Source organism: Streptomyces europaeiscabiei, from assembly GCF_001550375.1.
GTDB classification, from domain to species: domain Bacteria; phylum Actinomycetota; class Actinomycetes; order Streptomycetales; family Streptomycetaceae; genus Streptomyces; species Streptomyces europaeiscabiei.
In genome coordinates, this window is record NZ_LRTR01000294.1 from 1 (window position 1) to 25,519 (window position 25,519).

Genomic DNA, 25,519 nt, shown 5'->3' on the forward strand with positions numbered 1-25,519 from the left:
ATGGGCGGGGGTGAGGTGGGGCTGGGGTTGGGGTGCGGCTGAGGTCGGAGTCGGGGTGGGGGTCGGGGTGGGTTGCGGTCGTTGTCCGGCTGGCACAGGGGATTTCGCCCCCGCCGCCCCTACCCGTCCCATCCCCAGGGGCTGCGCCCCTTCGTCCCCGCCCGCGTGCCCGTGTCCGCCCCGCCGCCCTCACGGGGCTCCGCCCCGGACCCCGCCAGGGGCGCTGCGACCCCTGGACCCCCGCGGCATTGGCGAGCCTGCGGTGGGCGGGCCCCACAGCCTTGGGGAGCCCCCGTTTGACGAGCCCCTGCGGTGAGTTGCGTAGCTCGGGTGCCCCTGCGGTGGGTGAGTCCCGTAGCTCGTCGCCCCCGCAATTGGAAGGATGCCGAACCCCTGCTGCGACCCCATCCCCGCTCGCGCCCCCGCCACGCGCGACCGGCCGACGCGTCCGCCACGCGCGACCGGCCGACGCGTCCGCCACGCGCGTCCGGCTCACACGATCGCCACGCGCGACCGGCTCACGCGTCCGGTCGTACGACCCCAAGGATCTGCATCGTCCCCGCGCCCGCGATCGACACCTTACGGTTCGGTCGGGGGGCGTGGACGATGGAGCCGTTGCCCAGGTACATCGCGACGTGGCTGGCGTCGGAGTTGTAGATGATGAGGTCCCCGGGGCGCATGTCCTGGATGTCGATGTGCTTGAGCTGTCGCCACTGCTCCTGCGAGGTGCGGGGGATGGTCAGGCCGGCGGCGGCCCAGGCCTGGCTGGTGAGGCCGGAGCAGTCGTAGGTGTCGGGGCCCTCGGCGCCCCATTCGTACCACTTGCCTATTTGGTCCGTCGCGAACATCACGGCCGTCCTGCCCTGCGGGGACGCCTTGCCGTTGATCTCGTCGAGGATGCCGGAGCCCAGCCACGTGGCCTGTGACTGCTGCGCGGCGTCCTCCTCCAGCTGCGCCAGCCGCTCCCGCTCGTCGTCCTCCAGCTGCCCCTCCAGCTCCTGGGCGGCGGCGATCTGCTTCTTGATCTTCTTCTTGGCCTTTTCCTTGGCCTTGCGGTTGGCCTCCAGCTTTTCCCAGCGCGCGGAGGCGTCCTTGGAGTACTGCTCCAAGTCCTCCTGGGTCCGGGTCATTTCGGCGAGCAGGCCCTTGGTCGCGAGCTGGCCCTGCCGCAGGCGGTCCGCCCCTTCCAGGAAGTCCTGGGGGTTCTCGCTCAGCCACAGCTGCACCTCGGGCGGGAGGCCGCCGCCGCGGTACTGGGCGCGGGCCGCGGCGCCGATGAGATCCTGCAACTTGTCCAGCTTCGCGTGGCCCTGGACGACCTCGTGGGCCAGATCGACGATCTCCTCGGACTGCCTGTCGGCCTTCTCCTCGGCCGCGTTGTACGCGTCCGTGGCCACCGCCGCGCTGTGGTAGAGGCCCTCCAGCTTTTCGCGTACGGCCTCCAACTCCTCGTTCGTCACGGGGGTCGGGTCCGTGTCCGGAGTGCTGGAACCGCCTGACGCACCTGAACTGCCCGCATTGTGCGAGGGGGAAGTTGTCGGGCTCGGGGTCGGCTCGGTCGGCTTTCTCTGGCTCGCGTACGCGTCGACCGGTGCGCCCAGCACGGTCATCGCGCAGACCGCGGCCACGGCCGCCATGGTCAGGCGCCGCTTGCCGGCTCCCATACCCCTTGCCCCCAACCCCAATAGAAACAGAACGGGTTAACCGTCAGTAACTTGCCGGTGCCCGGTGATCGTGTCACGGCGTCGCGCAATACGACAGAGGTGGGCAAGAACTCCCTTCCGCTGGCTCCCCCTTGTTTCCCGCCCGCTCCCACCTGCGTGCCATCGCTCATGTGCGTGCCCCCGCCTGTGCCCCTCTGTGTGTGCCCTCGTGTGTGCTCCCGTGTGCTCCCGTGTGCTCCCGTCCGTCCGACGAACGGCGCGAGGAGATCGTTCCCCTGCGTCACCAAAATGTTGCTCTGTGTTACCAAGGTGGGGTTGGTGCGGGGTGGGTCGGATGCTCACCCCCTTGGCGCCAACGCCTCCCACGCCACCGTGACTTCGCCCTGCCGCCACCGCGAAGCCCCGTCCCGTACCGGCCAGTCCACGCTCAGGGCATGGACCGCGCGGATCCAGCGCTGACGGGCGCCGTACGAGGCGTACGGGGCCGCGGCGGCCCAGGCGCGGTCGAAGTCGCGGAGGAAGGCGTGCACGGGTTCGCCGGGGACGTTGCGGTGGATGAGTGCTTTGGGGAGGCGCTCGGCGAGGTCGGAGGGGCGGTCCAGGGAGCCGAGCCGGGTGGCGAAGGTGACCGTGCGAGGGCCCTCCGGGCCGAGAGCCACCCAGACGTGCCGACGGCCGATCTCGTCGCAGGTGCCCTCGACGAGCAGGCCTCCGGAGGACGAGGGAGTGGCCGGTTCGAGGCGGGCACACAGGCGCTCCCAGACGGCAGTGACCTCCTCCTCGTCGTACTGGCGCAGGACGTTCGCCGCCCGGATGAGGGTCGGGTGGCCGGGTACCGGCACCTCGAAGCCGCCGTGCCGGAAGGTCAGGCCCTCGCACTCGTACGGTTGCGCCGCCGCGACCCGGGCCGGGTCGATCTCGATGCCGACCACCCGGGTGCGGGGCGCTGTCGCGCGGAGGCGTCTCAGGAGTTCGACGGCCGTCCAGGGGGCGGCGCCGTAGCCGAGGTCGACGGCGAGGGGGGTGGTGGCGCGGCGGAGTTCGGCGCCGTGTGCGGCCGCGATCCAGCGGTCCATGCGGCGCAGGCGGTTGGGGTTGGTGGTGCCGCGCGTCACGGTGCCGACTGGTCTTGCCATGGAGTGAGCGTATTCCCGCAGCCGTGCGCGGTCATCGCGCAGTCCCCCGGCCCCTCACGGGCAACCGATTCCCTCGCCCGTCACGAGCGAGCGATTCCTCTGCCCGTCACGAGCGAGCGATTCCCCGGCGCCTCACCTGCGAGCGAGATTCCGCCCGCCCCTCACATACGAGCGATTCCCCTGCCCTTCACGTACGAGGCATGCCCCCACTCCCCAAGTGATCGAACGGTTGAGCGAGATTCGGTAATAATTCTGCAAAGAGGAAATGGATCTGCCTCATCCGGCGTTCCTGCTGTCCAGAGGGACCCCACGCCCTCCGAACGGCATGCCCGGAGCGAGGAGGACCGCCACGTGAGCCACTACGTCAGCAGGCTCGGGCGACGCTCCCCGGCCGGCGCGGCGCGGCTTCGGCTGCACCGGAAGCCGCGCCGGGTCGCGATGCTCTCGGTGCACACATCGCCGCTGCACCAGCCCGGCACGGGTGACGCGGGCGGGATGAACGTCTACATCGTGGAGCTGGCGCAGCGGCTGGTCGCGCAGAACATCGAGGTGGAGATCTTCACCCGGGCCACGACCGGCGCCCTGCCCCCGAAGGTCGAGCTGGCCCCGGGTGTTCTGGTCCGGCACGTCGACGCGGGCCCGTACGAGGGGCTGGCGAAGGAGGAACTCCCGGCCCAGCTGTGCGCCTTCACGCACGGTGTGATGCAGGCATGGGCGGGTCACCGCCCCGGCCACTACGACCTGGTCCACTCGCACTACTGGCTCTCCGGCCACGTCGGCTGGCTCGCCGCCGAACGCTGGGGCGTCCCCCTGGTGCACGCCATGCACACGATGGCCAAGGTCAAGAATGCCGCGCTCGCCCACGACGACACCCCCGAGCCCGCCGCCCGCGTCATCGGCGAGACCCAGATAGTCCGCGCCGCCGACCGCCTCATCGCCAACACGGCCGAGGAGGCCGACGAACTCGTACGCCACTACGAGGCCGACCCGGCGAAGGTCGCCGTCGTCCACCCGGGCGTCAACCTCGACCGCTTCCGTCCCGCCGACGGCCGCGCCGCTGCGAGGGCCCGTCTCGGCCTGCCCCAGGACGCCCTGATCCCCCTCTTCGCCGGCCGCATCCAGCCGCTCAAGGCCCCGGACGTCCTGCTCCGCGCGATCGCCGTCCTCCTCGACGAGCGTCCCGAGCTGCGGTCGAGGATCGTCGTGCCGGTGGTCGGCGGGCCGAGCGGCAGCGGCCTCGCCAAGCCGGAAGGCCTGCAGAAGCTGGCCGCGCGGCTCGGGGTCGCCGATGTCGTACGGTTTCGGCCGCCCGTCGATCAGGAGCAGCTCGCGGACTGGTTCCGGGCGGCGTCCGTGCTGGTCATGCCGTCGTACAGCGAGTCCTTCGGGCTCGTCGCCATCGAGGCGCAGGCGGCCGGTACGCCGGTGCTGGCGGCGTCGGTCGGCGGCCTCCCGGTCGCCGTGCGCGACGGGCAGACCGGTGTCCTGGTCCAGGGCCACGATCCCGTCGCCTACGCGCGCGTGCTCCGCGACTTCGCCGACACCCCCGAGCTGCCCGCCCGCATGGGCGCGGCCGCGGCTCGCCACGCCGAGTCCTTCGGCTGGGACACGTCGGCCGCCGTCACCGCGGACGTGTACACGGCCGCCATGCAGGATCACCGCCGCCACCGGGTGCGGGGCCTCTACGGGTGAGCCGTCGGACACCCCTCACGGGTGAGCCGTCGGGCACCCCTCACGGGTGAGCCGTCGACCCGCTCGTACCGGCGGGTACGCTCGCCCCATGGCTGACGAAGCGTCGATCATCGAGCAGGTCCTCAACGAGGCCGAGCTGGAGTGGGAGAGCCCGGCACCCGGCACGTACGTCGTGAAACTCCCCGGCACCCGCAAGCTCTCGACGACCGTCTCCCTGATCGTCGGCCGGCACTCCCTCTCCCTCAACGCCTTCGTGATCCGCCACCCCGACGAGAACGAGGCAGGCGTCCACCGCTGGCTCCTGGAGCGCAACCTCAAGCTGTACGGCGTGAGTTACGCCGTCGACCCGCTCGGCGACGTCTACGTCACGGCCCGGCTGCCGCTCTCCGCCGTCACCCCGGACGGGATCGACGGCCTCCTCGGCCAGGTCCTGGAAGCGGCCGACGGCGCCTTCAACACCCTCCTCCAACTTGGCTTCGCCTCCGCGATCCGCAAGGAGTACGCGTGGCGTGTGTCCCGCGGGGAATCGACCCGCAATCTGGACGCGTTCAGTCACCTGACCCGCGAGGTGGCCGACCGCTCCGATAGCGGCCAGGGGTGACACCCACCCACCGCCTGAAGTGCCGCGTCAGATGCGCCTGGTCGTAGAACCCGGCCACCGCCGCGGCCTCGCCCGGCCGCATCCCGTCCAGCAGCAGCCGTCTCGCCCGCTCCACCCGCCGGGACATCAGATACTGGTGCGGCGCGATCCCGAAGGCCGCCCCGAACGCCCGTACGAGATGTGTGGGGTGGGCGTGCACCGTCCCCGCGGCCTCCTTCAGCGTCACCCCGTCCGCGACCCGCTCGTCGAGGAGTTCACGCAGCCGATGGGCGACCGTGCGGCCGGCGGGTGCCTGCGCGGGCGAATGTGCCGACGGCCTGCGCAGATGCCCCCGCAGCCGCTCCCCGACGAGCGCCAGCCGGCTCTCCGCCTCCAGTTCGTCCCCCGGCCGGGCGAGCGCCGCGTGCAACTGCCCCACCCGCTGCCGCAGGAGCGGATCCCGCAGGTCGGGCTCGTCCACCGCCGCCCCGATGAGACTCTCGTCCAGCGTGCTCGAATCCAGGTCCAGGTACAGCACCCGCTTGCGGAAGCCCTCGTCCGTGACCGGCGCCCCGTCGTGCGGCACATACGGCGGCAGCAACGAGACCGTGTCGTTCGGCGTCCCGTGCTCGTGCCGGTCCAACTCGTACCGCACGGCCCCGTCGTCGACGATCAGCAACGTCCAGACGTCGTGCACGTGCATCGGGTACGCGTACTCCGTGTAGTGCGCGTGGAACACCTCGACGATGCCTGGCACACGCGGCCGCCAGGCGGAGACCTCGCGCTGAGGGGACGGCTGCCGCTCGGAAGACCGCTGTCGCTCGGAAGGCCGCTGTCGCTCGGGAGATCGCTGCCCCTGGGGAGGCCGCTGCCGCTGGGGGCACATGCAAAGAACGTACAAGACGGGGGTGTACGCCGGTCGGCAGTCTCGTCCCATGAGCAACGAGATCCCCGGCCAACCCGTCTCCGACCAGGCTCCTGTCCGCTTCGAGACCAAGATCGCCGTCCTCCTCCGCGACGACCTGGAGACCTGGCAACGCCTGAACGTCACGTCCTTCCTGGTCAGCGGCATCGGCCCAATGATTCCGGAGGTGGTCGGCGACCCGTACGAGGACGCTGACGGCACGGCCTACCTGCCGATGTTCCGCCAGCCGGTCCTCGTCTTCGAGGGCACGAAGGAGGTGCTGAAGGCGGCCCATGCGCGAGCGCTGGCCCGGGCTCTTCCCCGCGCCGTCTTCACGTCCGACCTCTTCGCCACGGGCAACGACCGCGACAACCGCGCGGCCGTACGAGCCGTGGGGGCTGGGGAGCTGGACCTGGTGGGGTTGGCGGTGTACGGGCCGCGCAACGGGGTGGACAAGGTGGTGAAGGGGGCGCGAATGCATCCGTGAGGCTGCTCAGAGGGGGCGGGGGCGGGGGCGACGGCGGGGGCGACGGCGGGGACGGGCATGGGCGGCCGTCCGCCACCGGGTGTCACGAGCTGGTGCCGGCCTTGGCCTCCGGGGCAGCACAGACTTCTGCCTCCGCGGCCGGACAAGCTTCTGCCTCCGCGGCCGGACCCACGACGGCATCCCCCACGACGGCATCCCCGGCGACGGCATCCCCGGCGACGACCTTCTCGGCGGCGTCTCTGGCGACGGCCCTCTCGCCGTCCTTCTCCTCCTCCTCCGGTGCCGGCATCCGGCGCATCAAGGCCCAGTACCCCGCCCCCGCCACGGTCCCGATCACCGCGCACAGCCCCCACAGCCACTCGGCGCCCCAGCGGTCGATGACGACGCCGGACATCAGTGGCGCGACGAGCGCGGCGACGGACCACGACATCGTGTACATGCCCTGGTAGCGGCCACGCCCCTGCGCGGGCGAGAGACGGACGACGACGCCGGTCTGGGTGGGCGCGTTGACGATCTCGGCGAGGGTCCAGACGCAGACGGTGAGGGCGAACACCCCGATCGACCCGGCGAAGGCGGTGAGGCCGAAGCCGTACCCGGCGAGCACGGACGAGATGACGAGGAGCCGTCCGGGGTCCCGGTGCTCGATGAAACGGGTGACCGGGATCTGCAGGGCCACGATCAGCACCCCGTTGACGGCGATGGCGAGGCCGTAGTCGGCGGGCGTGAAACCGGCCTCCCCCATCGCGACCGGCAGTCCCACCGACCCCTGCTGGAAGATCAGCGCCACGAGGAAGGAGAGCCCCACGACGCCCATGAACCGCCCGTCCCGGACCACGGTCCCCAGCCCGACCGCCTCCACCCCGGCCCTCTCCACCGCCGTACGTTCCGGCTGCGACTCCGGCAGCTTCAGGAAGACGACGACCGCGCAGACCAGCGTCATCCCCGCCTCGGCCAGGAACCCGGCGCGATAGCTGACCTCGGCGATGAACCCGGCGCCCATGGAGGAGATGGCGAAACCCAGATTGATGGCCCAGTAGTTGAGGGAGAAGGCGCGGACGCGGTCCTCCGGCCGGACGATGTCCGCCATCATCGCCTGCACGGCTGGGCGGGACGCGTTGCTGGTCGCGCCGACGAGGAAGGCCACGGCGGCGATCGCGACGGGATGCTGTACGAAGCCGAGGAGCGCGACCGACACGGCCGTCGACGCCTGCGCGATGAGCAGCGTGGGCCGCCGCCCGAGCCGGTCGGCCATGACTCCGCCACCGAGCGAGGAGACGACCCCGCCGAGGCCGTGCAGCGAGGCGACGAGCCCGGCGTACGAGGCGGAGTACCCGCGGTCCAGCGTCAGATACAGCGCCATGAAGGTGGCGACGAACGCACCCAGCCGGTTGACCAGCGTGCTGGTCCACAGCCACCAGAACTCCCGCGGCAGCCCGGAGACGGACTCCCGGACGGCACGTCTGGCAGCGACGAGTGGCATGGAGATCCCCCACGGACGTAAGTGGCTAAGGCGGCGAAGACAACTTACGAACGTGCTGGGGAATCGGGCCACCCAATTAGCAACCCCGGTCAACTGTCAGCGGGGAACGGTGAGGGGACGTCCGCGGGCCGTTCGCCGACAGCCCGCCGGTTGTCCGCCTGTCGGCCGGGCGGGTGACGATTCCCGGCCGTCGATTACGCTCGGAGCCATGGCCGACGCACCGTACAAGCTGATCCTCCTCCGCCACGGCGAGAGCGAGTGGAACGAGAAGAACCTGTTCACCGGCTGGGTGGACGTCAACCTCACTCCGAAGGGCGAGAAGGAGGCGACGCGCGGCGGCGAGCTGCTCAAGGACGCCGGCCTGCTCCCGGACGTGCTCCACACCTCCCTCCAGAGGCGCGCCATTCGCACCGCGCAGCTGGCCCTCGAATCCGCCGACCGCCACTGGATCCCGGTCCACCGCAGCTGGCGCCTGAACGAGCGCCACTACGGCGCCCTCCAGGGCAAGGACAAGGCCCAGACCCTCGCCGAGTTCGGCGAGGAGCAGTTCATGCTGTGGCGCCGCTCGTACGACACCCCGCCGCCCCCGCTCGCGGACGACTCCGAGTTCTCCCAGGCCGGCGACGCGCGCTACGCGACCATCCCCCCGGAGCTCCGCCCCCGCACGGAGTGCCTCAAGGACGTCGTCACCCGCATGCTCCCCTACTGGTACGACGGCATCGTCCCGGACCTCCTCGCAGGCCGCACGGTCCTCGTAGCCGCCCACGGCAACTCCCTCCGCGCCCTCGTCAAGCACCTCGACGACGTCTCGGACGCCGACATCGCGGGCCTCAACATCCCGACGGGCATCCCCCTGTCGTACGAACTGGACGCCGACTTCAAGCCGCTGAACCCGGGCGGCACATACCTCGACCCGGACGCGGCCGCGGCGGCGATCGAGGCGGTCAAAAACCAGGGCAAGAAGAAGTAAGCCGAGCCGAACAAGCCCCCTACCTGCGGGTTGTCCGCTGGTAGGGGGCTTTTTGGTGAGGCTGGGCGCCCCCGAACACACCGCGAGACAGCCCTAACGGAGTGCTACTGGTCGGCGGTCACTTCCCAGTAGCCGATCTGCGCGGGTCGGCCGTCGAGACAGAGCACCGTGCAGCTCCCCTGGGCACGGCCAGGAATGGCCAACCGCTCGGGCGGACATTGCCTGCAGCGGCACTCTTGCTCCAGTCGTGGATCGTGATCTGCAGGGTGTCATGCGATGAGTGCGTCGCGTCAGCAGAGCTCGCAGATGTAGGACATGGCCGGCTTGTCGTTGAGCGTAAGTTCGCTGACGGCGACGAACCCATTGCGTTCAAGGACCTTGTGCGAGGCTGGATTGTCCATCGTGGCCTTGGCGTGCAGCCTGGTGAGTCCGTACTGTGCGGCCGCGAGTTCGCGCACCTCACCCACCGCTGCGGTGGCCAATCCCTGCCCGGCGGCCTTCTGCGCGATCCGGTACCCGAGCTCCGCCCATCCGTCCGACGCTTCGATCAGGTTCACCCGACCCACTACCTCGCCACCCTCGGTTACCAGCACATGGAGGTAATCCGTCCCGGCGGCCTGCCACGCAAGCAGCTGCGCGAACCGTGCGTCGAACTCGGCGAAGAACTCCTCGCCCCGGTCCGGCACTGACGCCGCGAAGTAGGCGCGGTTCTGCCGCTCGAATTCAAGCAGGGCCGGCGCGTGGTCGAGACGGATCAACTGAAGCTCTGGCATCGACAGTCAGAGGCGCGGTGTCGTTCCCGACCCGGTTACCCCGTCCCCCTTCATCGTGACGTGTGTGACTGAGGTAGCTGAAGAGACGAAACGGCCACCGCTGATCATCGGTGTGTGAAGACTGATGTGGTAGCGGTGGCCGCGCCGCCGAGTTTAGGCCTTGTCGCCTGCGAGGCCGGGTTCGCCCTGCTCGGCGCAGGCTTTCGCCCAGGTCAGCGCCCGAACTCGCCTCAAAATGATCGCAGCTTCCCAAGCTCAGCGTGCGGACGGTGCTGACGCAGACGATGCCCTCCGATACGGTCGCGAGCCATGACGAATGGCAACGGTGTGCCGGAGAAGGTGGCGTGGATCCTGGTTCGGGACGACCGGGTGTTGGTGACGCGTAGTCACGGCAGAGATCGCTTCTACTTCCCGGGTGGTCATCGTGAGCCGGGCGAGTCCGACGGCGAGACCCTGGTGCGGGAGATCGACGAGGAACTGCGGGCGGCGATCGACCCCGGTTCCATGGTGCACTTCGGCACTTTCGAGATCGGCGAGGGCCATCCGGATCACGGCCCCTTCCGGATGATCTGTTACAGCGCCGATCACCGGGGTGAGCTGACCCCGTCGAGGGAGATCGCCGAGAAGGCGTGGTTCCGCTACGCCGATCGGGACCGAGTCTCGGCCGTCGACGAGATGGCTTTCGACGCGCTTCACGAGGCCGGGCGGCTTTCCTGATCCCGTGACCGCTGTACAGCAGCGAAGTACAGCAACTAGCGCGACGGCAGCTGACCGCCCGCACCCCTCGATGGCCGACTGACCAGCCGACCAGACCTCAATGGCCACCAGACCTCAAGGGCCTCCCTGCCGAGAGTTCGGGACGAAGCGGTCGCTCCAGAGCTGTGCCACGCGGGTACCTGCCGTTTCCCCAGGTCTGCGGATGGTCGACTCGCATGGTGAGCCGCATGTCATCGCGGCTGAGAGCAGACGAGTCAATCGCCGGCCAGGAAGCTTTCGTTGCCTTCCTGACGATGCTCACGGAGGACTACCGTCAACGCGGGAAGGAGCGGGAGACCCTCACTCGGAGCAGTTTCTCGAAGCGCTGGCTGCGTGGGTGGCCGACGCTGGGCCGTCCTGGTACGAGCGATACCAGGGCTGGACCTCGCCGCCGGGTGGCAACTGGACGTGCTTCGCTCAGGCACTTATGGCCGCCACGCTCTACGCGTGACCGCCGCATCTTCGAGGTGGTGCGAGTGCCCGGCAGCGGGCACATGGCCGGGCCGTCCCGGGGCCGTCCGGCGCCGCTCATCAGCCACCAAGGACGACCGACAACAACCGCCAGGGGCACGGCACCACTGCCCCTCACCAGCAAGAGCCCAGTTCGCTTTAGTCCCGGGTCGGAGTGCCCCGGGTACTCGCTGACGGGGAGGCCCGATGGGCGCTGCGGACGCTGTCTTTCCTCAACTCTCCAGGGCTCTGACCGGGAACGTTCGCCGGGGCGATGGAACAGCGTGTGGTACCTGAACCGTTCGGTAATGTGTTCGTCCGGGAAGGGCCCGAACAGCTGCTGCCAGGCGGCGACGGCAGCCACAAGCCGTAGACACGTCCCATGACCACGGACGTCGGCACAGCCTCCGGTCCCTGATCCCAGAGGACAGACCACGAGACGGACGGGGGACACCGATGGCAACCACTCACGCCTTATCCGGGGTTGGGGGCAGCCCACCGCCGGAGAGCGACTCGGTCATCGACGTACGGGATCTGCGGATGCGCTACCGCAGCCAGGACGTGCTGAAGGGGGTCGGCTTCACGGCCCGGCGAGGCGAAGTCGTCGTACTGCTCGGCCCGAACGGCGCGGGCAAGACGACCACGATCGAGGTCTTGGAAGGCTTCCGGATGCGCTCTGCCGGTGACGTGACCGTCCTCGGCACCGACCCGGCACGCGGGGATGAGCGCTGGCGCGCAAGCCTGGGCATCGTGCTGCAGTCCTGGCGCGACCACGGCAAGTGGCGGGTACGGGAACTGCTGGCCCATCTTGGTTCGTACTACGCGCCGTACTCCACCGCCCTCGTGCGGCGGCCGTGGGACGTCGATGAGCTCATCGCCGCTGTGGGACTGACCGAGAAGGCGGACAAGCGCGTCGGAACCCTGTCGGGCGGGCAGCGCAGGCGCTTCGACGTGGCCGTCGGCATCGTGGGCAGACCCGAGCTGCTGTTCCTGGACGAGCCGACGGCAGGTCTGGACCCGGAGGCGAGGAACGAGTTCCACGGCCTGGTACGCGGGCTGGCGGACGAGAACACCACTGTTCTGCTGACCACGCACGACCTTGCCGAGGCGGAAAGGCTCGCCGACCGGATCCTCATTCTGGCCGGTGGCCGGATCGTGGCCGATGGTTCGGCCGAGGAGTTGCCCCGGCAGGCAACGGCCGAGGCCACCGTGCGTTGGACGCGGGACGGGCGGCCCTTCGAGGAGGCGACGGCCGAGCCGACCCGGTTCGTCCGTCGGCTGTTCGAGGAGCACGGCGAGGCGATCGGCGGGCTGGAGGTGCGCCGGGCGAACCTGGAGGACACCTACCTGACGATGGTGCGGGAGCTTGAGGCGGGGAGCGTTCCCGATGAGCGGGCGGCCCACGCTTTCGGGGAGGGATCGCGATGAGTCCGGTGTGGTACGCGGCGGGGATAGGGGTGCGGCGCGGCTGGACGGAACTCCGGCAGACCTTCACCACCGGCCAGGACGTATTCGGGTACGTGCTCTGGACGGTCATACTCATCGTTCCGCTGTTCCTTGTCAGGGACGATCCGCTGAAGGGCGCCGGCATCTCGGCCGGCGCGTTCATGCTGCCGAGCATGCTGGGGATGACCCTCGCGTTCACCGGGATGATGACCACGGCGCAGCTCCTCGCGACCGAGCGCGAGGACGGCACACTGCTGCGAGCCAAGGCCGTGCCTCACGGCATGGTCGGCCACCTGATCGGCAAGATCATCATGGTCTCGGGGACTGCCCTCGTCTCCATGGCACTCCCCTTTGCCGTTGGCATGTTTCTGGTGGACGGCGTCGCCCGGCAGGGCGGCGGAGCGTTGCTGACGCTGGTGTGGGTGGTGCCGCTGGGGCTCCTGGCAACACTGCCGATGGGCGCCGTCATCGGCTCACTCGTGAACAGTCCGCGCGCCATCGCTTTGCTGATGTTTCCGGTGATGGGACTCATCGTGATCTCCGGAATCTACTTCCCCCTGTCGAAGCTGCCCGAGTGGCTGCAGGCCGTCGGGCAGATCTTCCCCGTGTACTGGATCGGCCTCGGCCTCCGGGCCGCGCTGCTGCCGGCCCAAGCGGTCGCCGCCGAGATCGACGAATCCTGGCGACACCTGGAGACAGCGGGCGTGCTGGGTGCCTGGGCAGTCGCCGGGCTGCTCCTCGCACCGTCCGTCCTGCGCAGGATGGCCCGCCGCGAGTCCGGGGCCGCGATGGCGGAACGGCACCGGAAGGCGATGCAGCGGGTCGGTTAGTGATGTGCCGGAGACATCGGCCCTGTTCCTGGGCAGACCGCGTGGGGCAGAGGGCGTCCGCCCCAGCGGCGTCACGTGTCGGGCCGGGTGACATCCGCGCCTACCCAGGGCTTTGGGGAGCCCGGGGGATCCGGTGGGTCTACTCAGGCTGAGTTGAGTAGGTGCGCTCATGTCCGGCAGGCCCTCGCAAAGCGAGTATCAAACGCAGCGGCGCAGTCGATGGGCGCCGGACCCGATCCACCTCAGACTGTTGCGGAGAAGCCCATGTCCCGACGTATTGCCCTGTCCGTGGCCGCCGGTGTCGTCGTCCTTGGTGGCGTTGGTTCCTTCGCTCTCGCCCATGCCGGGGAGCAGCCTCCGGCGCTGGCGGACAGTGCCGCCCGTTACACCGCTCCCGAAGGCGACCGGAACGGTTCGTTGACCTTCGTCTCCGATGTCACGGCGTCGTCGGGTGTGAAGAGCGTGAAGGTGCTGGCATGGCCGACGAGCTCCTCCTTCGCGAAGAAGGGGCTGACCGCCAAGGACATGGCTGCGGTGGAGTCCGCCGTGTGCAAGCCCTCCGGTGAGGACACCGTGCGCTGTACCTACACCGTCGGGGTCAGCAGTGCGGATGCCGCGTCGTCCCCGCGCGGTGTCTGGCACGTCGCTGTCCTGGCCACCGCGCAGGACGGCACCACCACCCTGGACACCGAGGCGGCCGACTTCACCGTCCGGTGACCCGGACGCGCACGTGATCGAGATCGAGTGCGGGCGACGATACCGGCAGCGCCGGGCTGCGATGGCGAGGGCCGCCATGTGGCAGCCGACCCCTCTCCGGGGCAAGGCACCCCCTCAACCAGAGCTGAACAAGAGCCCCTCACCCGCCAGTTCAGCCGCGGGTGAGGGGCTCGTTGTGTGGGGCGCGTCGTGTGGGGTGTGGGGGTGTCCAGGTCGCGGCGCCGGTGATGTCGGGGGCGATGAAGCGGCGGTGCAGTGGGCTGATGGTGGTTTCGGGGGTGCCCGTGAGGGCGGCTTTCTGGATCGCGGGGGCGAGGCGTTCGGCATGGGAATGGTTTCATCCCACGAGCTTCGCCGGACAGCGCGTGCGGAGGCGTACCGGCGCCTGCCGGAGGCCCGCGCACGCTCAGATCGTCAGGGGTACCGGATGGATCTCGTCCGCCTTGTGGCCGGCGCGTTCGTGGATGCGCTGGACGGCGTCGGCGGAGGGAGCCTCGGAGAGGCAGTAGACGGTGCCGGACTGGGGGTCGGCCCAGGCGCGTTCGAAGTGGACGTTCTCGTCCTTCTCTATGTCGAGGTCGGCCTTGTGTGCGGCCAGCAGCTGGTCCGCGGTGATGCCCTTCATCCCGTGGTGCACGTCCATGAACTTGGTCATGGCCTCCTACCTCCTTCTGTTCCGCTTCTCTCGTGCCTTCTCCTTCTTCCTGTCCTCTCCCTTCCTGCCCTCTTCCTTCATGCTGCTCCCGTACGGCCGCGCGGGCGACCCGTTGCAAGTGCCCCGGGGGTCGAACGGACGTGCGCTAACGTCCCGTCATGCGCGTGTTGAAGGTGTGGCTGCCGGCCGTCGGGATCACGGCCCTCCTGGGGATCGCGGCCGTGAAGGGCGCGGTCGTGGCGATTCCCGAGGTGGCGTTCCTCATGGAGTACGGGTGCGGAGACGAGGAGGACCGGCTCGGGGAGGCGCTGGCCGGGGACACGGTGCTGGACGACGAGCCGGACGGGGCCGGGGCGGGGGAGGCGTACGACGGGTGCGACGACGACGATCTGTTCGTGGTCGCGGGGAAGTCGTACACGTACGACGAGGGGCAGGGCCGAGGCCGGGAGAGCGACGTCGTGGTCCACGAGAGCGTCCTCGCGCACTACCGGGATGCCGCGCAGGTGCACGGCTGGCGGTACCGGTCGAGCGGCTGCTTCAGCAAGAGCATCGACGGGACCACCGCGTACCTGACCATCGACGGGCCCGCGGACGGGGTCCTCGACGTCGAGATCATCGCCACCCGCGAGCCCTCCGAGCCCTACTGCTGAACGCTCACCGAACCTGAACGCTCACCGAACGCTCTCCCGCCCCGGACAGAGCGAAGGGGGCCCGTCACGAGCGACGGACCCCCTTCTCCCGCGTACGAACGCGTACGAACGTGTACGAACGCGTACGAACGGCGACCGCGTGCCGGTCAGCCGGTCAGCCGCACTGGCACGGGTTGCCGGACTGGCACCCGCACGCACATCCGGAGCCGCAGCCGCAGGCGCCGAAGAGGGGCAGGGTTTTGACGTCGGCGGGCTGATGGCTGTCCCGGACCTGTGTCGGGTCCGGAGTGCTGGGGCTGGCGGGGGATTCGGTCATGGTCCCTCCTCGAAGGCAGCGAAGGTTGCTGAGGCAGCGAAGGCTCGTGCCTGTGCCCATTGGTTGCCCCGTTGCAGGCCCGTTCAGCCGGGCGCATCAACGGCGCACGGAGGCGTCCACACGCCCCGCCGGACCATCAGGCGCCGGAGCCCCGCAACCGGAGCCCCGCCCTCCCCGCGCCAGCCAGAGAGCCCTACGCCCCCTCCACCCCCGTGACCGGCTGGATGTCCGCCTGCAGCTCGTCCGCGTGCTCACCCGTCACCAGGTACACCACGCGCTTGGCGACGGACACCGCGTGGTCCGCGAAACGCTCGTAGTAGCGGCCGAGGAGGGTGACGTCGACGGCGGTCTCGATGCCGTGCTTCCAGCGGTCGTCCATGAGGTGCTGGAAGAGGGTGCGGTGGAGGAGGTCCATCGCGTCGTCGTCGCTCTCCAGCTGGAGGGCGAGGTCGACGTCCTTGGTGATGATGACCTCGGCGGCCTTCGCCATCAGGCGCTGCGCGAGCTGGCCCATCTCCAGGATCGTGGCGTGCAGGTCACGCGGGACCGTGTGCTCGGGGAAGCGGAGCCGGGTCAGCTTGGCCACGTGCTGGGCGAGGTCGCCGGAGCGCTCCAGGTCGGCCGACATGCGCAGCGACGTCACGACGATCCGGAGATCCGTCGCCACCGGCTGCTGCCTGGCCAGCAGGGCTATCGCGCGTGCCTCCAGGTCGTGCTGCAGGTCATCGACCTTCTGGTCGGCCTCGATCACGCTCTCGGCCAGCTTCAGGTCGGCGTCGAGCATCGCCGTCGTGGCACGACCGATGGCCGACCCCACCAGTCGGGCCATCTCGACCAGGCCCTCACCGATCGAGTCAAGTTCCTCGTGGTACGCGTCCCGCATCAGGGTGTCCCTTTCTTACGTACGTCTGCTCGTGGGTAACCAGAAAAGCCCTGCCGAAAGCCGTTCCGCCAGGCCAGGACGACCGAATGAACGGCGACCGGCGGCCCGGACGAACCCCACGCTCCCACGTTCCGACCCGTACGCGTCCGTTTCAGCCATCCCAAATGAACCAATACTGGCTCCAAGGTGAACTCTGGGCGACGAGTGTTCGAGGTCGCCCTCCGATCGCTGTGGGGAAGTCCGACCTCATGCCTAACCTGGACGCATGGACGTGAACGCGGCTGTCGCCGCAGCGGCAGCGATCGCCGGAGTGCTCACCGGTGTCATCGCCATGCTGGCGTTCCGCGTCAGCGAGCGCGAGCAGAAGCGTCCGACCAGGACCTCCCTGCACACGGACCCGGTACTGCCGCCCGGCGTCGACACCGTGCTGTCCGTGCTGCGCTCCTCCGCCGTCGTGCTTGACGAGGCCGACGGCGTCGTCAAGGCCAGCTCCGCCGCGTATGCCCTCGGGCTGGTGCGCGGCGGGAAGCTCGCGGTCGAACCGATGCTCAAGATGGCCCGCGACACCCGGCGGGACGGCGAGATACGACAGGTCGAGCTGGACCTGCCCCGGCGCGGCACGGGACGCGGGGAGGCGCTCGCCGTCTCCGCGCGCGTCGCTCCCCTGGGCTCCCGGCTCGTGCTGCTCCTCGTTGAGGACCTCACCGAGGCCCGCCGGATCGAGGCCGTACGACGTGACTTCGTCGCCAACGTCAGCCATGAGCTGAAGACGCCGGTCGGCGCCCTGTCGCTGCTCTCGGAGGCCGTCATGGGGGCGTCGGAGGACCCCGAGGCGGTGGAACGGTTCGCCGGGCGCATGCAGATAGAGGCCACCCGGCTCACCAACCTCGTGCAGGAGCTCATCGACCTCTCCCGGGTGCAGAACGACGACCCGCTGGAGGACGCCGAGCCCGTCCGGGTGGACGAACTGGTCGCCGAGGCCGTCGACCGCTGCCGCCACCAGGCCGGCACCAAGCAGATCACCATGGCTTCGAACACGGGAACGCCCGAGGGGTTCGAACAGGGTGGTGGCGCGCGGGCGGCGGGCGGCACCGCCGAGCTGCGTGTCTGGGGCAACCGCGGGCAGCTCGCCGCCGCCCTCGGCAACCTCGTCGAGAACGCCGTCAACTACTCCCCGGCCCGCACCCGCGTCGGCATAGCCGCGCGCCGGGTGACCGCCCCCGGCGGGGACCATATCGAGATCGCCGTGACCGACCAGGGCATCGGCATCTCGGAGAAGGACAAGGAGCGCGTCTTCGAGCGCTTCTACCGCGTGGACCCGGCCCGATCCCGCCAGACCGGCGGTACGGGTCTCGGTCTCGCGATCGTCAAGCACGTGGCCGCCTCGCACGGCGGGGAGGTCACGGTGTGGAGCTCTGAGGGACAGGGCTCCACCTTCACCCTCAGGCTGCCGGAGGCGGGCGCGGCCCGCGACCGCGCCGCCCAGCACCCGGACCTCGACGACGAGGACGGACAGCCTCACCCCGACCCATCCCCGTACGGACCGTACGAACCGCTTCCCGCCCCGGAGGTCCTTCCGTGACCCGAGTGCTCGTCGTCGAGGACGAGGAGTCCTTCTCCGACGCCCTGTCCTACATGCTCCGCAAAGAGGGCTTCGAGGTCGCCATCGCGACCACCGGGCCCGACGGTCTCGACGAGTTCGAGCGCAACGGAGCCGACCTCGTCCTCCTCGACCTGATGCTGCCCGGCCTGCCGGGCACCGAGGTCTGCCGTCAGCTGCGCGGCCGTTCCAACGTCCCGGTGATCATGGTGACCGCCAAGGACAGCGAGATCGACAAGGTCGTGGGCCTGGAAATAGGAGCCGATGACTATGTCACCAAGCCCTTCTCCTCCCGCGAACTCGTCGCCCGTATCCGGGCCGTACTGCGCCGCCGCGGCGAGCCCGAGGAGGTCAGCCCGGCCGCGCTGGAGGCAGGCCCCGTCCGTATGGACGTCGACCGTCACGTGGTCACTGTCTCGGGCTCCAAGGTCGACCTCCCTCTCAAGGAGTTCGACCTGCTCGAAATGCTGCTGCGCAACGCGGGCCGCGTCCTGACCCGCATGCAGCTCATCGACCGAGTCTGGGGCGCCGACTACGTCGGCGACACCAAGACCCTCGACGTCCACGTCAAGCGCCTCCGCGCCAAGATCGAACCGGACCCGGGTGCGCCGCGGTACCTGGTGACGGTGCGGGGGCTCGGCTACAAGTTCGAGCCGTAGACCGGCGGTCGCACCATCGCCGTACGCCGAAGGGCGGCACCCCTCCAGGGGCGCCGCCCTTCGGCGTAGGCGTACGGGCCTCAGTGGCCGGCGGTCTCCTCGGAGACCGAGGTGGACGGGGAGGCCGTCGAGCCGGCGGCGGTGCCCTCCTCCTCGGTGGTGCCCTCGCCGGTCGCCGGGGTGCCCGAGGTGGACGCGGACGGGGATCCGGAGGCCGACTCGGACGGGGAGGCGCTGGCGGCGGGGGCCTCGGGGATGTCGCTCGGGCCCCACTTCTCGAAGTAGTGCTCGGCGGGGACCACGAAGGCGCGCAGGCCGACCTCGCCGGTCTCGCTGAAGTTGAAGGTGACCCGCTGGGCGTTGCCGTCCTTGACGGCGTCGGTGACGTCCGTCAGGACCGCGGAGGCGTTGTTCTCGCCGCCCAGGACCACGTAGCCGCCGGCGGGGATGACGACCTTGCCGCCCTTGCCCTCGCCCTTGGCCGGGGTGAGCTCGGCGGTGCCGGCGCCGTCCACGGTGATGGAATCCAGGGTCTGGTCGGTCGTGGCGCCGTTGAACACCGTCGCGGAGACCACGGCGGGACCCTCGGTCTCGGTACTGGGCTGGGTGACCACGATCGCATTCTGGATCTTGATGTCGCCGACGCTGGTGGCCGCGTTGTCCGGCTTGACTTCCAGCGTCTGGGCGTTGTTGCCGGCGGCGCACGCGGCGAGTGAGGCGATCGAGAACGCGATGGCGGCGGCGGCGAGGCCGCCGCGTCGAAGGCTGCTGCTCACGGCGGCGGCAACTCCTAGAACGTGGGCGGTACGTGGTCGGTAGCGGCCTTAGGTTACCGAGCCGTCCCGTCGCCGCCGCACCCGACCCTCCCCAAGTCCCCGACAAGTCGCCGGAGGCAATTGGCGGACGCGTCACACACACGTCTGTCCGGCATTCACATAACCTCCGTCGAACTCGTCACCGCCGTGCCCTGGATTTCCGCCAAGGAATGTGGGCCGGCACGGGAAATCGATCAGCCGCCGGAACACTCGCGGGAACGCAACGCACCCCGGAACACCCGCCGGAACAGCGTCAGAACACGAACTGGTAACGGCGGAACAGTGCCCGTAGATCGAACTCCTTGATCAATTCCGGATTCGTCTCGTACCCGACTCCGCTCATCGAACGGAGTAGCGTAAGTCGCACACTTGGTTGAGGACAAAGCGGGACGTTCGGTCGCTCGTGGAGTCCTTCGGATGCGTGTACCGTACGCGTTTCACTCCGCCCGGAGAGCCGCTCCGACCTGCGGATACCCCCTTCCGTTCGGCCCTCGCAGCACGTTCCTGTTGCAGTTGTCAAGCCCCGAGATGCGCCCTGACCTGCGAAAACGCCATTCAGAACACGCAGTTTCCGTGTTACCCTGGATAGCCACGGAAGGGGTACCTGTCACATGACGTTCAAGGTTGGCGACACCGTGGTCTATCCCCATCACGGGGCCGCGCTGATTGAGGCCATCGAAACTCGCCAGATCAAAGGCGTGGACAAGACCTACTTGGTGCTCAAGGTCGCTCAGGGCGACCTGACAGTGCGTGTGCCAGCGGACAATGCGGAGTTCGTCGGCGTACGTGATGTGGTCGGTCAAGACGGCCTGGACCGGGTCTTCGAGGTGCTGCGCGCACCGTATGCCGAGGAGCCCACGAACTGGTCGCGTCGCTACAAGGCAAACCTGGAGAAGCTCGCCTCCGGCGATGTCATCAAGGTCGCAGAAGTCGTGCGCGACCTGTGGCGTCGTGAGCGCGAGCGCGGACTGTCCGCCGGTGAGAAGCGCATGCTCGCCAAGGCACGCCAGATCCTGGTGAGCGAACTCGCCCTCGCGGAGAACACGAACGAGGACAAGGCCGAGGCCCTGCTCGACGAGGTTCTCGCGTCCTGAACTGACTCCTGAGGCAGGCAGCCAGCCCGCTCAGCCGTTCAGCGCAGCACATCGAAATGCCGCGGTGCCCGATGACGTACTCATGTCGCCGGGCGCTGCGGCATGTTCGTACCCGGATGCCGAACGCCTGAATGGGGACCCCGATACTCGGCGATACTTGGCATGCCCCGGTGCTCTTCGGCGCTGAGTGCTCGTCAGTGCCGATTATTCGTACGTGGCGTGCCGGGCCCGGGCAGCTGGCTCGACCAGATGTCACGGAAGGGTCCGGTCAAGGTGTCGCGCGCGGCACGCTGTGGCCATACCCACGTAGGCCGAGCACACAAACCTGACAGGAACCGATGTCTGACGATTCGCGCCCCTCGCCTTCCGGACCCGCTGCGGCAACCCGTACGGCGGCCGTGATTCCGGCCGCCGGCCGGGGCGTACGCCTCGGTCCGGGCGCTCCCAAAGCGCTACGCACGCTGAACGGCACTCCGATGCTGATCCACGCGGTGCGGGCCATGGCGGCGTCCCGTGGCGTCTCCCTGGTGATCGTCGTGGCCCCGCCCGACGGCGCCCCCGAGGTCAAGACCCTGCTCGACGCGCACGCCCTGCCCGAGCGGACGGACTTCCTCGTCGTCCCCGGAGGTGAGACGCGCCAGGAGTCGGTGAAGCACGGCCTCGACGCGCTCCCGCCCGGCTACGACATCGTCCTCGTCCACGACGCGGCCCGTCCGCTCGTGCCCGTCGACACGGTCGACGCCGTCATCGAGGCCGTACGGGACGGCGCGCCGGCCGTGGTGCCCGCGCTGCCGCTCGCGGACACGGTCAAGGAGGTCGAGCCGGCGGACGAGCCGGGTGCGCCGGAGCCGGTCGTCGCCACGCCCGAGCGGGCACGGCTGAGGGGCGTGCAGACGCCGCAGGGGTTCGACCGGGAGACGCTGGTCCGGGCGCACGAGACGGTCACCGGGGAGGTCACCGACGACGCGAGCATGGTGGAGCGGCTCGGGCTCGGGGTCGTGGTCGTGCCGGGGCACGAGGAGGCGTTCAAGGTGACGAGGCCGCTGGATCTGGTGCTCGCGGAGGCGGTTCTGGCGCGCAGGAGGCTGAACGATGGGTTCTGAGAGCTCCGGGGGAGCCGGGCCCGCGCCGGTGGGGTCTGTGCCGGGTTCCGTGGTGTTGCCGCAGGTCGGGATCGGTACCGACATCCACGCCTTCGAGGAGGGACGGGAGCTGTGGTGCGCCGGGCTGAAGTGGGAGGGGGAGGGGCCGGGGCTGGCCGGGCACTCCGACGCGGACGTCGTGGCGCACGCCGCCTGCAACGCGTTGTTCTCCGCCGCCGGGCTGGGGGACCTGGGGCAGCACTTCGGTACCGGGCGGCCCGAGTGGTCCGGGGCCTCGGGGGCGACCCTGCTGGCGGAGGCGGCGCGGATCGTGCGGGCTGCCGGGTTCACCATCGGCAATGTCGCGGTGCAGGTGGTCGGAGCTCGGCCGAAGATCGGCAAGCGGCGGGACGAGGCTCAGAAGGTGCTCTCGGAGGTGGTGGGGGCGCCGGTCTCGGTGTCGGGTGCCACGACCGACGGGCTCGGGTTTCCCGGGCGGGGTGAGGGGTTGATGGCGGTGGCCACGGCGCTGGTCGTGCGGGTGGGGTGACGGGCAGGGGCGGCGGGGGTCTGTCGCCCCCGCCGCCCCTGCCCGTCCCATCCCTGGGGGCTGCGCCCCCGGACCCCCGGGCCGCTGTGTTGACGGCTGCCGGAGTGTCGTGGTTGCTCGCGCAGTTCCCCGCGCCCCTTGTTGGGCCTGCGGCCCATCGAGCGGGGCTCGGCGGGTGTACGTCACGAATCCGTTGTCCTTGAGGACAAGGGCTCGGGGCATGGCCGCTGGCCCACTACCCTGGGAAGCGTGACTATTCGCCTGTACGACACCAGCGCCCGGCAGATTCGTGACTTCGCCCCGCTCACGCCGGGTTGTGTCTCGATCTACCTGTGTGGCGCCACGGTGCAGGCGGCCCCGCACATCGGGCACATCCGGTCCGGGCTCAACTTCGACATCATGCGCCGGTGGTTCGAGTACCGCGGATACGACGTGACGTTCGTCCGGAACGTCACGGACATCGACGACAAGATCATCGCGAAGGCGGCCGACCAGGGCCGCCCCTGGTGGTCGATCGGGTACGAGAACGAGCGCGCGTTCAACGACGGTTACGGCGTGCTCGGTTGCCTGCCGCCGACCTACGAGCCGCGTGCCACGGGGCATGTGACCGAGATGGTCGAGATGATGCGCGGGCTGATCGAGCGCGGACACGCCTACGAGGCCGACGGGAACGTCTACTTCGACGTGCGGTCGTTCCCCGAGTATCTGCAGCTGTCCAACCAGACGCTCGACAACCTCCTCCAGCCCTCCGGCGAGGGCGAGACCGGTAAGCGCGACCCCCGTGACTTCGCCATGTGGAAGTCGGCGAAGCCCGGGGAGCCGACGTGGGAGACGCCGTGGGGACGCGGGCGGCCGGGCTGGCACCTGGAGTGCTCGGCCATGGCGCACAAGTACCTGGGCAGCGCCTTCGACATCCACGGTGGCGGCCTCGACCTGATCTTCCCGCACCACGAGAACGAGATCGCGCAGGCCAAGGCCTTCGGCGACGCCTTCGCCAAGTACTGGGTGCACAACGCCTGGGTCACCATGAGCGGCGAGAAGATGTCCAAGTCGCTGGGCAACTCGGTGCTCGTGAGCGAGATGGTCAAGCGCTGGCGCCCCATCGTGCTCCGCTACTACCTGGGCACCCCGCACTACCGGTCGATGATCGAGTACAGCGAGGACGCCCTGCGCGAGGCCGAGTCGGCGTTCGCCCGTATCGAGGGGTTCGTCCAGCGGGTCGTCGAGAAGGCCGGCGGGGTCGTCGAGCCCGCGGCCGAGGTGCCGCCGGCGTTCGCCGAGGCGATGGACGACGACCTGGGGGTACCGCAGGCGCTCGCCGTCGTGCACACCACGGTCCGGCAGGGCAACAGCGCGCTGGCCGCCGACGACAAGGAAGAGGCCGTGGCGCGGCTCGCCGAGGTGCGGGCCATGCTCGGCGTGCTCGGCCTCGACCCGCTGGACGCACACTGGGCCGGTGACGGCGGCGACCGCGGCGATGACCTCCACGGGGTCGTCGACACGCTCGTCGGGCTGGTCCTCCAGCAGCGCGAGGCCGCCCGCGCCCGCAAGGACTGGGCCACCGCGGACGCCATCCGCGACCAGCTCAACCAGTCGGGTCTGGTCATCGAGGACAGCCCGGACGGTCCGCGCTGGACGCTCGGCCCACGCTGAGTCCTCCGGTCATCCTGATCGATCGACCTTGATCGATTGTGCCGCCCGGCCGTCCGGGCGGCACACTGCATTGAGCACATACGAATACGTACACACGCACGCTTCACACAGACAGGTAGGTCATGGCCGCTAACAACCGCCGCATGTCCGGCAAGAAGGGCGCGCAGGTCGGCAGTGGCGGCCAGCGGCGCAAGGGTCTCGAGGGCAAGGGTCCGACGCCCCCCGCCGAGATGCGCAAGAAGCACAAGGCGAACCGCGTCGCCAACGCCAAGGCGAAGCAGGCCGCTCGCCGCCCCGCACCGCGTGGCCGGGGCGGCAAGGGCACGTCCGAGATGGTCGTCGGACGCAACCCCGTCGTCGAGGCGCTGCGCGAGGGCGTGCCCGCCTCGACGCTCTACGTCCAGCAGTTCATCGACAACGACGAGCGGGTGCGTGAGGCGCTGCAGCTCGCGGCCGAGCGCGGCGGCATCAACCTCATGGAGGCGCCGCGTCCCGAGCTGGACCGCATGACCAACGGGCTCAACCACCAGGGGCTCGTCCTCCAGGTCCCGCCGTACGAGTACGCGCACCCCGAGGACCTGATGAACGCCGCGTACGACGGAGGCGAGGACCCGCTGATCGTCGCGCTCGACGGCGTGACCGACCCGCGCAACCTCGGTGCCGTCGTCCGGTCCGTCTCCGCGTTCGGCGGCCACGGCGTCGTCGTACCCGAGCGGCGCGCGGCCGGCATGACCGCCGGTGCCTGGAAGACGTCCGCCGGCACGGCCGCCCGTACGCCCGTCGCACGCTGCACCAACCTCACGCGCGCGCTGGAGGCGTACAAGAAGGCCGGCATCGTCGTGGTCGGACTCGCCGCGGACGGCGAGTCCGAGATCGGCGACCTGGAGGCCCTCGGCGGCCCGGTCGTCATCGTGGTCGGCAGCGAGGGCAAGGGCCTCTCCCGCCTCGTCGGCGAGACCTGCGACCACCGGGTGCGGATTCCGATGCCGGGTGGCGCGGAGTCGTTGAACGCGGGCGTGGCGGCCGGGGTCGTGCTGTACGAGGCGGCTCGGCGTCGGGCCTGACCGTGGTGGTCGGCGGACGGACGGGCGGAGCCCGGAGTCCGGCGGGCGACGCGGCGTCGTGAAGCCCGCGGAGCGGTGCGGGGGTCGCGGGCGGGAGCCGTCCCGCGACTACCGGGTGCGCGTTCCGGTGCCGGGTGGGCCCGGTCGTCGAACGCCGGTGTCACGGCGGGAGTTGTGCTGTACGAGGCGGCGCGGCGCGGGACGTGGTCCCGTTGCCGCGACGGGTGTGAACCGGCCCTCAACTGGGGGTTCGGGATGTTCTGGATCACCTTGACGGGGTCCGGACAGATCGGGGCGGTCAAAGCAGTGTCCTAACGACACGTCACTCGGTTAGATGAGTGTGGACACCAGAACACCCCGCACACCCACGGGGGACCGTTCGTCGGGATTCGACTCGGGATTCGACGACGCTCCCGCGCTGAGCATGGTGAAGGTGCCGAGCGATCCGGCGCAGGTCATCGTCAACCACGCGAGCTTCCGCGTGCAGTTGGGCGTCTCCACGCGGGCGTCCCCGCGCATCGCACGGCACTTGAACACCGGCGAGGACGCCGCGCGCATCCCTGTCGTGGGCACGGCGGGGCGCTCCGGCGCACCCGCCGCCGGGCGTCGGCGC

General features: G+C 69.9%; 26 protein-coding genes and 1 pseudogene. 18 read left to right on the forward strand and 9 right to left on the reverse strand.

What is annotated here, in order from left to right; genetic code table 11:
- Positions 1-518: 518 nt before the first annotated feature.
- Both AWZ10_RS14245 and AWZ10_RS14250 read right to left on the reverse strand, forming a co-directional pair.
- Complete coding sequence (locus tag AWZ10_RS14245; protein ID WP_060891222.1) at positions 519-1,664, reverse strand: C40 family peptidase; 1,146 nt, start codon at positions 1,662-1,664, stop codon at positions 519-521.
- 338 nt (positions 1,665-2,002) lie between these two features.
- The gene (locus AWZ10_RS14250) at positions 2,003-2,800 is read right to left on the reverse strand and encodes an SAM-dependent methyltransferase (protein WP_078935384.1); all 798 of its coding nucleotides are present in this window, start codon (positions 2,798-2,800) and stop codon (positions 2,003-2,005) included.
- A gap of 351 nt (positions 2,801-3,151) precedes the next feature.
- Here AWZ10_RS14250 and mshA point away from each other — a divergent pair, with 351 nt between their 5' ends.
- Both mshA and AWZ10_RS14260 read left to right on the forward strand, forming a co-directional pair.
- Positions 3,152-4,492 (forward strand): D-inositol-3-phosphate glycosyltransferase, encoded by a 1,341-nt coding sequence (gene mshA / locus AWZ10_RS14255; RefSeq protein WP_060891223.1) that lies wholly within the window; start codon positions 3,152-3,154, stop codon positions 4,490-4,492.
- A gap of 88 nt (positions 4,493-4,580) precedes the next feature.
- Positions 4,581-5,093, forward strand: coding sequence for a type III secretion system chaperone family protein (locus AWZ10_RS14260; protein WP_046705396.1), 513 nt, complete (start codon positions 4,581-4,583; stop codon positions 5,091-5,093).
- Here AWZ10_RS14260 and AWZ10_RS14265 read toward each other — a convergent pair.
- Positions 5,041-5,829: a helix-turn-helix transcriptional regulator gene (locus AWZ10_RS14265; RefSeq protein WP_060891224.1), complete on the reverse strand. Its 789-nt coding sequence runs from the start codon at positions 5,827-5,829 to the stop codon at positions 5,041-5,043. The genes AWZ10_RS14260 and AWZ10_RS14265 overlap by 53 nt on opposite strands.
- A 178-nt stretch (positions 5,830-6,007) precedes the next feature.
- Here AWZ10_RS14265 and AWZ10_RS14270 point away from each other — a divergent pair, with 178 nt between their 5' ends.
- Positions 6,008-6,463, forward strand: a complete 456-nt coding sequence (locus tag AWZ10_RS14270) for a DUF2000 domain-containing protein (protein ID WP_046705398.1) — start codon at positions 6,008-6,010, stop codon at positions 6,461-6,463.
- Positions 6,464-6,545: 82 nt separating this feature from the next.
- Here AWZ10_RS14270 and AWZ10_RS14275 read toward each other — a convergent pair whose 3' ends face one another.
- Positions 6,546-7,943 carry an MDR family MFS transporter gene (locus AWZ10_RS14275; RefSeq protein ID WP_079104362.1) on the reverse strand — a complete coding sequence of 466 codons (1,398 nt, stop codon included), beginning with the start codon at positions 7,941-7,943 and terminating at the stop codon, positions 6,546-6,548.
- A gap of 208 nt (positions 7,944-8,151) precedes the next feature.
- On the opposite strand from AWZ10_RS14275, the gene AWZ10_RS14280 reads away from it, so the two are divergent.
- Positions 8,152-8,913, forward strand: coding sequence for a phosphoglyceromutase (locus AWZ10_RS14280; protein WP_037688427.1), 762 nt, complete (start codon positions 8,152-8,154; stop codon positions 8,911-8,913).
- Between the two features lie 290 nt (positions 8,914-9,203).
- Here AWZ10_RS14280 and AWZ10_RS14285 read toward each other — a convergent pair whose 3' ends face one another.
- Entirely contained in the window at positions 9,204-9,686 is a 483-nt protein-coding gene (locus AWZ10_RS14285; protein WP_060891225.1) for a GNAT family N-acetyltransferase, read from the reverse strand.
- Between the two features lie 309 nt (positions 9,687-9,995).
- Between AWZ10_RS14285 and AWZ10_RS14290 the strand changes: the two genes are divergently transcribed.
- The 5 genes from AWZ10_RS14290 to AWZ10_RS14305 all read left to right on the forward strand — a co-directional run bounded on the left by AWZ10_RS14290 (position 9,996) and on the right by AWZ10_RS14305 (position 13,885).
- A complete protein-coding gene (locus AWZ10_RS14290; protein ID WP_060891226.1) occupies positions 9,996-10,403 on the forward strand; it encodes an NUDIX hydrolase in 408 nt (135 codons plus the stop codon).
- Positions 10,404-10,605: 202 nt separating this feature from the next.
- Positions 10,606-10,893: a DUF7660 family protein gene (locus tag AWZ10_RS55730; RefSeq protein WP_421673644.1), complete on the forward strand. Its 288-nt coding sequence runs from the start codon at positions 10,606-10,608 to the stop codon at positions 10,891-10,893.
- Positions 10,894-11,348: 455 nt separating this feature from the next.
- Positions 11,349-12,320, forward strand: coding sequence for an ABC transporter ATP-binding protein (locus tag AWZ10_RS14295; RefSeq protein ID WP_060891227.1), 972 nt, complete (start codon positions 11,349-11,351; stop codon positions 12,318-12,320).
- Complete coding sequence (locus tag AWZ10_RS14300) at positions 12,317-13,168, forward strand: ABC transporter permease (RefSeq protein ID WP_060891228.1); 852 nt, start codon at positions 12,317-12,319, stop codon at positions 13,166-13,168. Before AWZ10_RS14295 ends, AWZ10_RS14300 begins: the two co-directional genes overlap by 4 nt.
- A 264-nt stretch (positions 13,169-13,432) precedes the next feature.
- Positions 13,433-13,885, forward strand: a complete 453-nt coding sequence (locus tag AWZ10_RS14305) for a DUF5707 domain-containing protein (RefSeq protein ID WP_060891229.1) — start codon at positions 13,433-13,435, stop codon at positions 13,883-13,885.
- A 406-nt stretch (positions 13,886-14,291) separates the two neighbouring features.
- On the opposite strand, the gene AWZ10_RS14310 is transcribed toward AWZ10_RS14305, so the two are convergent.
- Complete coding sequence (locus AWZ10_RS14310; protein WP_046708463.1) at positions 14,292-14,540, reverse strand: SCO4226 family nickel-binding protein; 249 nt, start codon at positions 14,538-14,540, stop codon at positions 14,292-14,294.
- Between the two features lie 158 nt (positions 14,541-14,698).
- Here AWZ10_RS14310 and AWZ10_RS14315 point away from each other — a divergent pair, with 158 nt between their 5' ends.
- Complete coding sequence (locus AWZ10_RS14315) at positions 14,699-15,190, forward strand: hypothetical protein (protein WP_060891230.1); 492 nt, start codon at positions 14,699-14,701, stop codon at positions 15,188-15,190.
- 154 nt (positions 15,191-15,344) lie between these two features.
- On the opposite strand, the gene AWZ10_RS52360 is transcribed toward AWZ10_RS14315, so the two are convergent.
- Positions 15,345-15,506, reverse strand: coding sequence for a hypothetical protein (locus AWZ10_RS52360; protein ID WP_162948232.1), 162 nt, complete (start codon positions 15,504-15,506; stop codon positions 15,345-15,347).
- Between the two features lie 193 nt (positions 15,507-15,699).
- On the reverse strand, positions 15,700-16,389 hold the full coding sequence (gene phoU, locus AWZ10_RS14320) for a phosphate signaling complex protein PhoU (RefSeq protein WP_037688441.1): 690 nt from the start codon (positions 16,387-16,389) through the stop codon (positions 15,700-15,702).
- A 265-nt stretch (positions 16,390-16,654) separates the two neighbouring features.
- On the opposite strand from phoU, the gene phoR reads away from it, so the two are divergent.
- Entirely contained in the window at positions 16,655-17,971 is a 1,317-nt protein-coding gene (phoR, locus tag AWZ10_RS14325; protein ID WP_060891231.1) for a two-component system sensor histidine kinase PhoR, read from the forward strand.
- A gap of 5 nt (positions 17,972-17,976) precedes the next feature.
- Positions 17,977-18,648: a two-component system response regulator PhoP gene (phoP, locus tag AWZ10_RS14330; RefSeq protein WP_465250465.1), complete on the forward strand. Its 672-nt coding sequence runs from the start codon at positions 17,977-17,979 to the stop codon at positions 18,646-18,648.
- Between the two features lie 80 nt (positions 18,649-18,728).
- On the opposite strand, the gene AWZ10_RS14335 is transcribed toward phoP, so the two are convergent.
- Complete coding sequence (locus AWZ10_RS14335) at positions 18,729-19,424, reverse strand: copper chaperone PCu(A)C domain-containing protein (RefSeq protein ID WP_060891232.1); 696 nt, start codon at positions 19,422-19,424, stop codon at positions 18,729-18,731.
- Between the two features lie 650 nt (positions 19,425-20,074).
- Between AWZ10_RS14335 and AWZ10_RS14340 the strand changes: the two genes are divergently transcribed.
- From AWZ10_RS14340 to AWZ10_RS47690, 6 genes and pseudogenes are all read left to right on the forward strand, one after another.
- On the forward strand, positions 20,075-20,557 hold the full coding sequence (locus AWZ10_RS14340; RefSeq protein WP_003953493.1) for a CarD family transcriptional regulator: 483 nt from the start codon (positions 20,075-20,077) through the stop codon (positions 20,555-20,557).
- Between the two features lie 338 nt (positions 20,558-20,895).
- A complete protein-coding gene (gene ispD, locus AWZ10_RS14345) occupies positions 20,896-21,660 on the forward strand; it encodes a 2-C-methyl-D-erythritol 4-phosphate cytidylyltransferase (protein ID WP_037688451.1) in 765 nt (254 codons plus the stop codon).
- The gene (ispF, locus tag AWZ10_RS14350) at positions 21,650-22,189 is read left to right on the forward strand and encodes a 2-C-methyl-D-erythritol 2,4-cyclodiphosphate synthase (RefSeq protein WP_079076700.1); all 540 of its coding nucleotides are present in this window, start codon (positions 21,650-21,652) and stop codon (positions 22,187-22,189) included. The genes ispD and ispF overlap by 11 nt, the downstream gene beginning before the upstream one ends.
- A gap of 249 nt (positions 22,190-22,438) precedes the next feature.
- Positions 22,439-23,842: a cysteine--tRNA ligase gene (gene cysS / locus AWZ10_RS14355; RefSeq protein WP_060891233.1), complete on the forward strand. Its 1,404-nt coding sequence runs from the start codon at positions 22,439-22,441 to the stop codon at positions 23,840-23,842.
- A 122-nt stretch (positions 23,843-23,964) separates the two neighbouring features.
- Complete coding sequence (rlmB, locus tag AWZ10_RS14360) at positions 23,965-24,906, forward strand: 23S rRNA (guanosine(2251)-2'-O)-methyltransferase RlmB (RefSeq protein ID WP_046703993.1); 942 nt, start codon at positions 23,965-23,967, stop codon at positions 24,904-24,906.
- Between the two features lie 334 nt (positions 24,907-25,240).
- Positions 25,241-25,519, forward strand: a pseudogene (locus tag AWZ10_RS47690) (hypothetical protein); the annotation flags it as partial.

Coding starts and splice junctions, on each gene's coding strand:
- AWZ10_RS14245 (WP_060891222.1), bottom strand. CDS start 1,664: ATGGGAGCCGGCAAGCGGCGCCTGACCATGGCGGCCGTGGCCGCGGTC.
- AWZ10_RS14250 (WP_078935384.1), bottom strand. CDS start 2,800: ATGGCAAGACCAGTCGGCACCGTGACGCGCGGCACCACCAACCCCAAC.
- AWZ10_RS14260 (WP_046705396.1), top strand. CDS start 4,581: ATGGCTGACGAAGCGTCGATCATCGAGCAGGTCCTCAACGAGGCCGAG.
- AWZ10_RS14270 (WP_046705398.1), top strand. CDS start 6,008: ATGAGCAACGAGATCCCCGGCCAACCCGTCTCCGACCAGGCTCCTGTC.
- AWZ10_RS14275 (WP_079104362.1), bottom strand. CDS start 7,943: ATGCCACTCGTCGCTGCCAGACGTGCCGTCCGGGAGTCCGTCTCCGGG.
- AWZ10_RS14280 (WP_037688427.1), top strand. CDS start 8,152: ATGGCCGACGCACCGTACAAGCTGATCCTCCTCCGCCACGGCGAGAGC.
- AWZ10_RS14285 (WP_060891225.1), bottom strand. CDS start 9,686: ATGCCAGAGCTTCAGTTGATCCGTCTCGACCACGCGCCGGCCCTGCTT.
- AWZ10_RS14290 (WP_060891226.1), top strand. CDS start 9,996: ATGACGAATGGCAACGGTGTGCCGGAGAAGGTGGCGTGGATCCTGGTT.
- AWZ10_RS55730 (WP_421673644.1), top strand. CDS start 10,606: ATGGTCGACTCGCATGGTGAGCCGCATGTCATCGCGGCTGAGAGCAGA.
- AWZ10_RS14295 (WP_060891227.1), top strand. CDS start 11,349: ATGGCAACCACTCACGCCTTATCCGGGGTTGGGGGCAGCCCACCGCCG.
- AWZ10_RS14300 (WP_060891228.1), top strand. CDS start 12,317: ATGAGTCCGGTGTGGTACGCGGCGGGGATAGGGGTGCGGCGCGGCTGG.
- AWZ10_RS14305 (WP_060891229.1), top strand. CDS start 13,433: ATGTCCCGACGTATTGCCCTGTCCGTGGCCGCCGGTGTCGTCGTCCTT.
- AWZ10_RS14310 (WP_046708463.1), bottom strand. CDS start 14,540: ATGACCAAGTTCATGGACGTGCACCACGGGATGAAGGGCATCACCGCG.
- AWZ10_RS14315 (WP_060891230.1), top strand. CDS start 14,699: ATGCGCGTGTTGAAGGTGTGGCTGCCGGCCGTCGGGATCACGGCCCTC.
- AWZ10_RS52360 (WP_162948232.1), bottom strand. CDS start 15,506: ATGACCGAATCCCCCGCCAGCCCCAGCACTCCGGACCCGACACAGGTC.
- phoU (WP_037688441.1), bottom strand. CDS start 16,389: ATGCGGGACGCGTACCACGAGGAACTTGACTCGATCGGTGAGGGCCTG.
- phoR (WP_060891231.1), top strand. CDS start 16,655: ATGGACGTGAACGCGGCTGTCGCCGCAGCGGCAGCGATCGCCGGAGTG.
- AWZ10_RS14340 (WP_003953493.1), top strand. CDS start 20,075: ATGACGTTCAAGGTTGGCGACACCGTGGTCTATCCCCATCACGGGGCC.
- ispD (WP_037688451.1), top strand. CDS start 20,896: ATGTCTGACGATTCGCGCCCCTCGCCTTCCGGACCCGCTGCGGCAACC.
- ispF (WP_079076700.1), top strand. CDS start 21,650: ATGGGTTCTGAGAGCTCCGGGGGAGCCGGGCCCGCGCCGGTGGGGTCT.
- rlmB (WP_046703993.1), top strand. CDS start 23,965: ATGGCCGCTAACAACCGCCGCATGTCCGGCAAGAAGGGCGCGCAGGTC.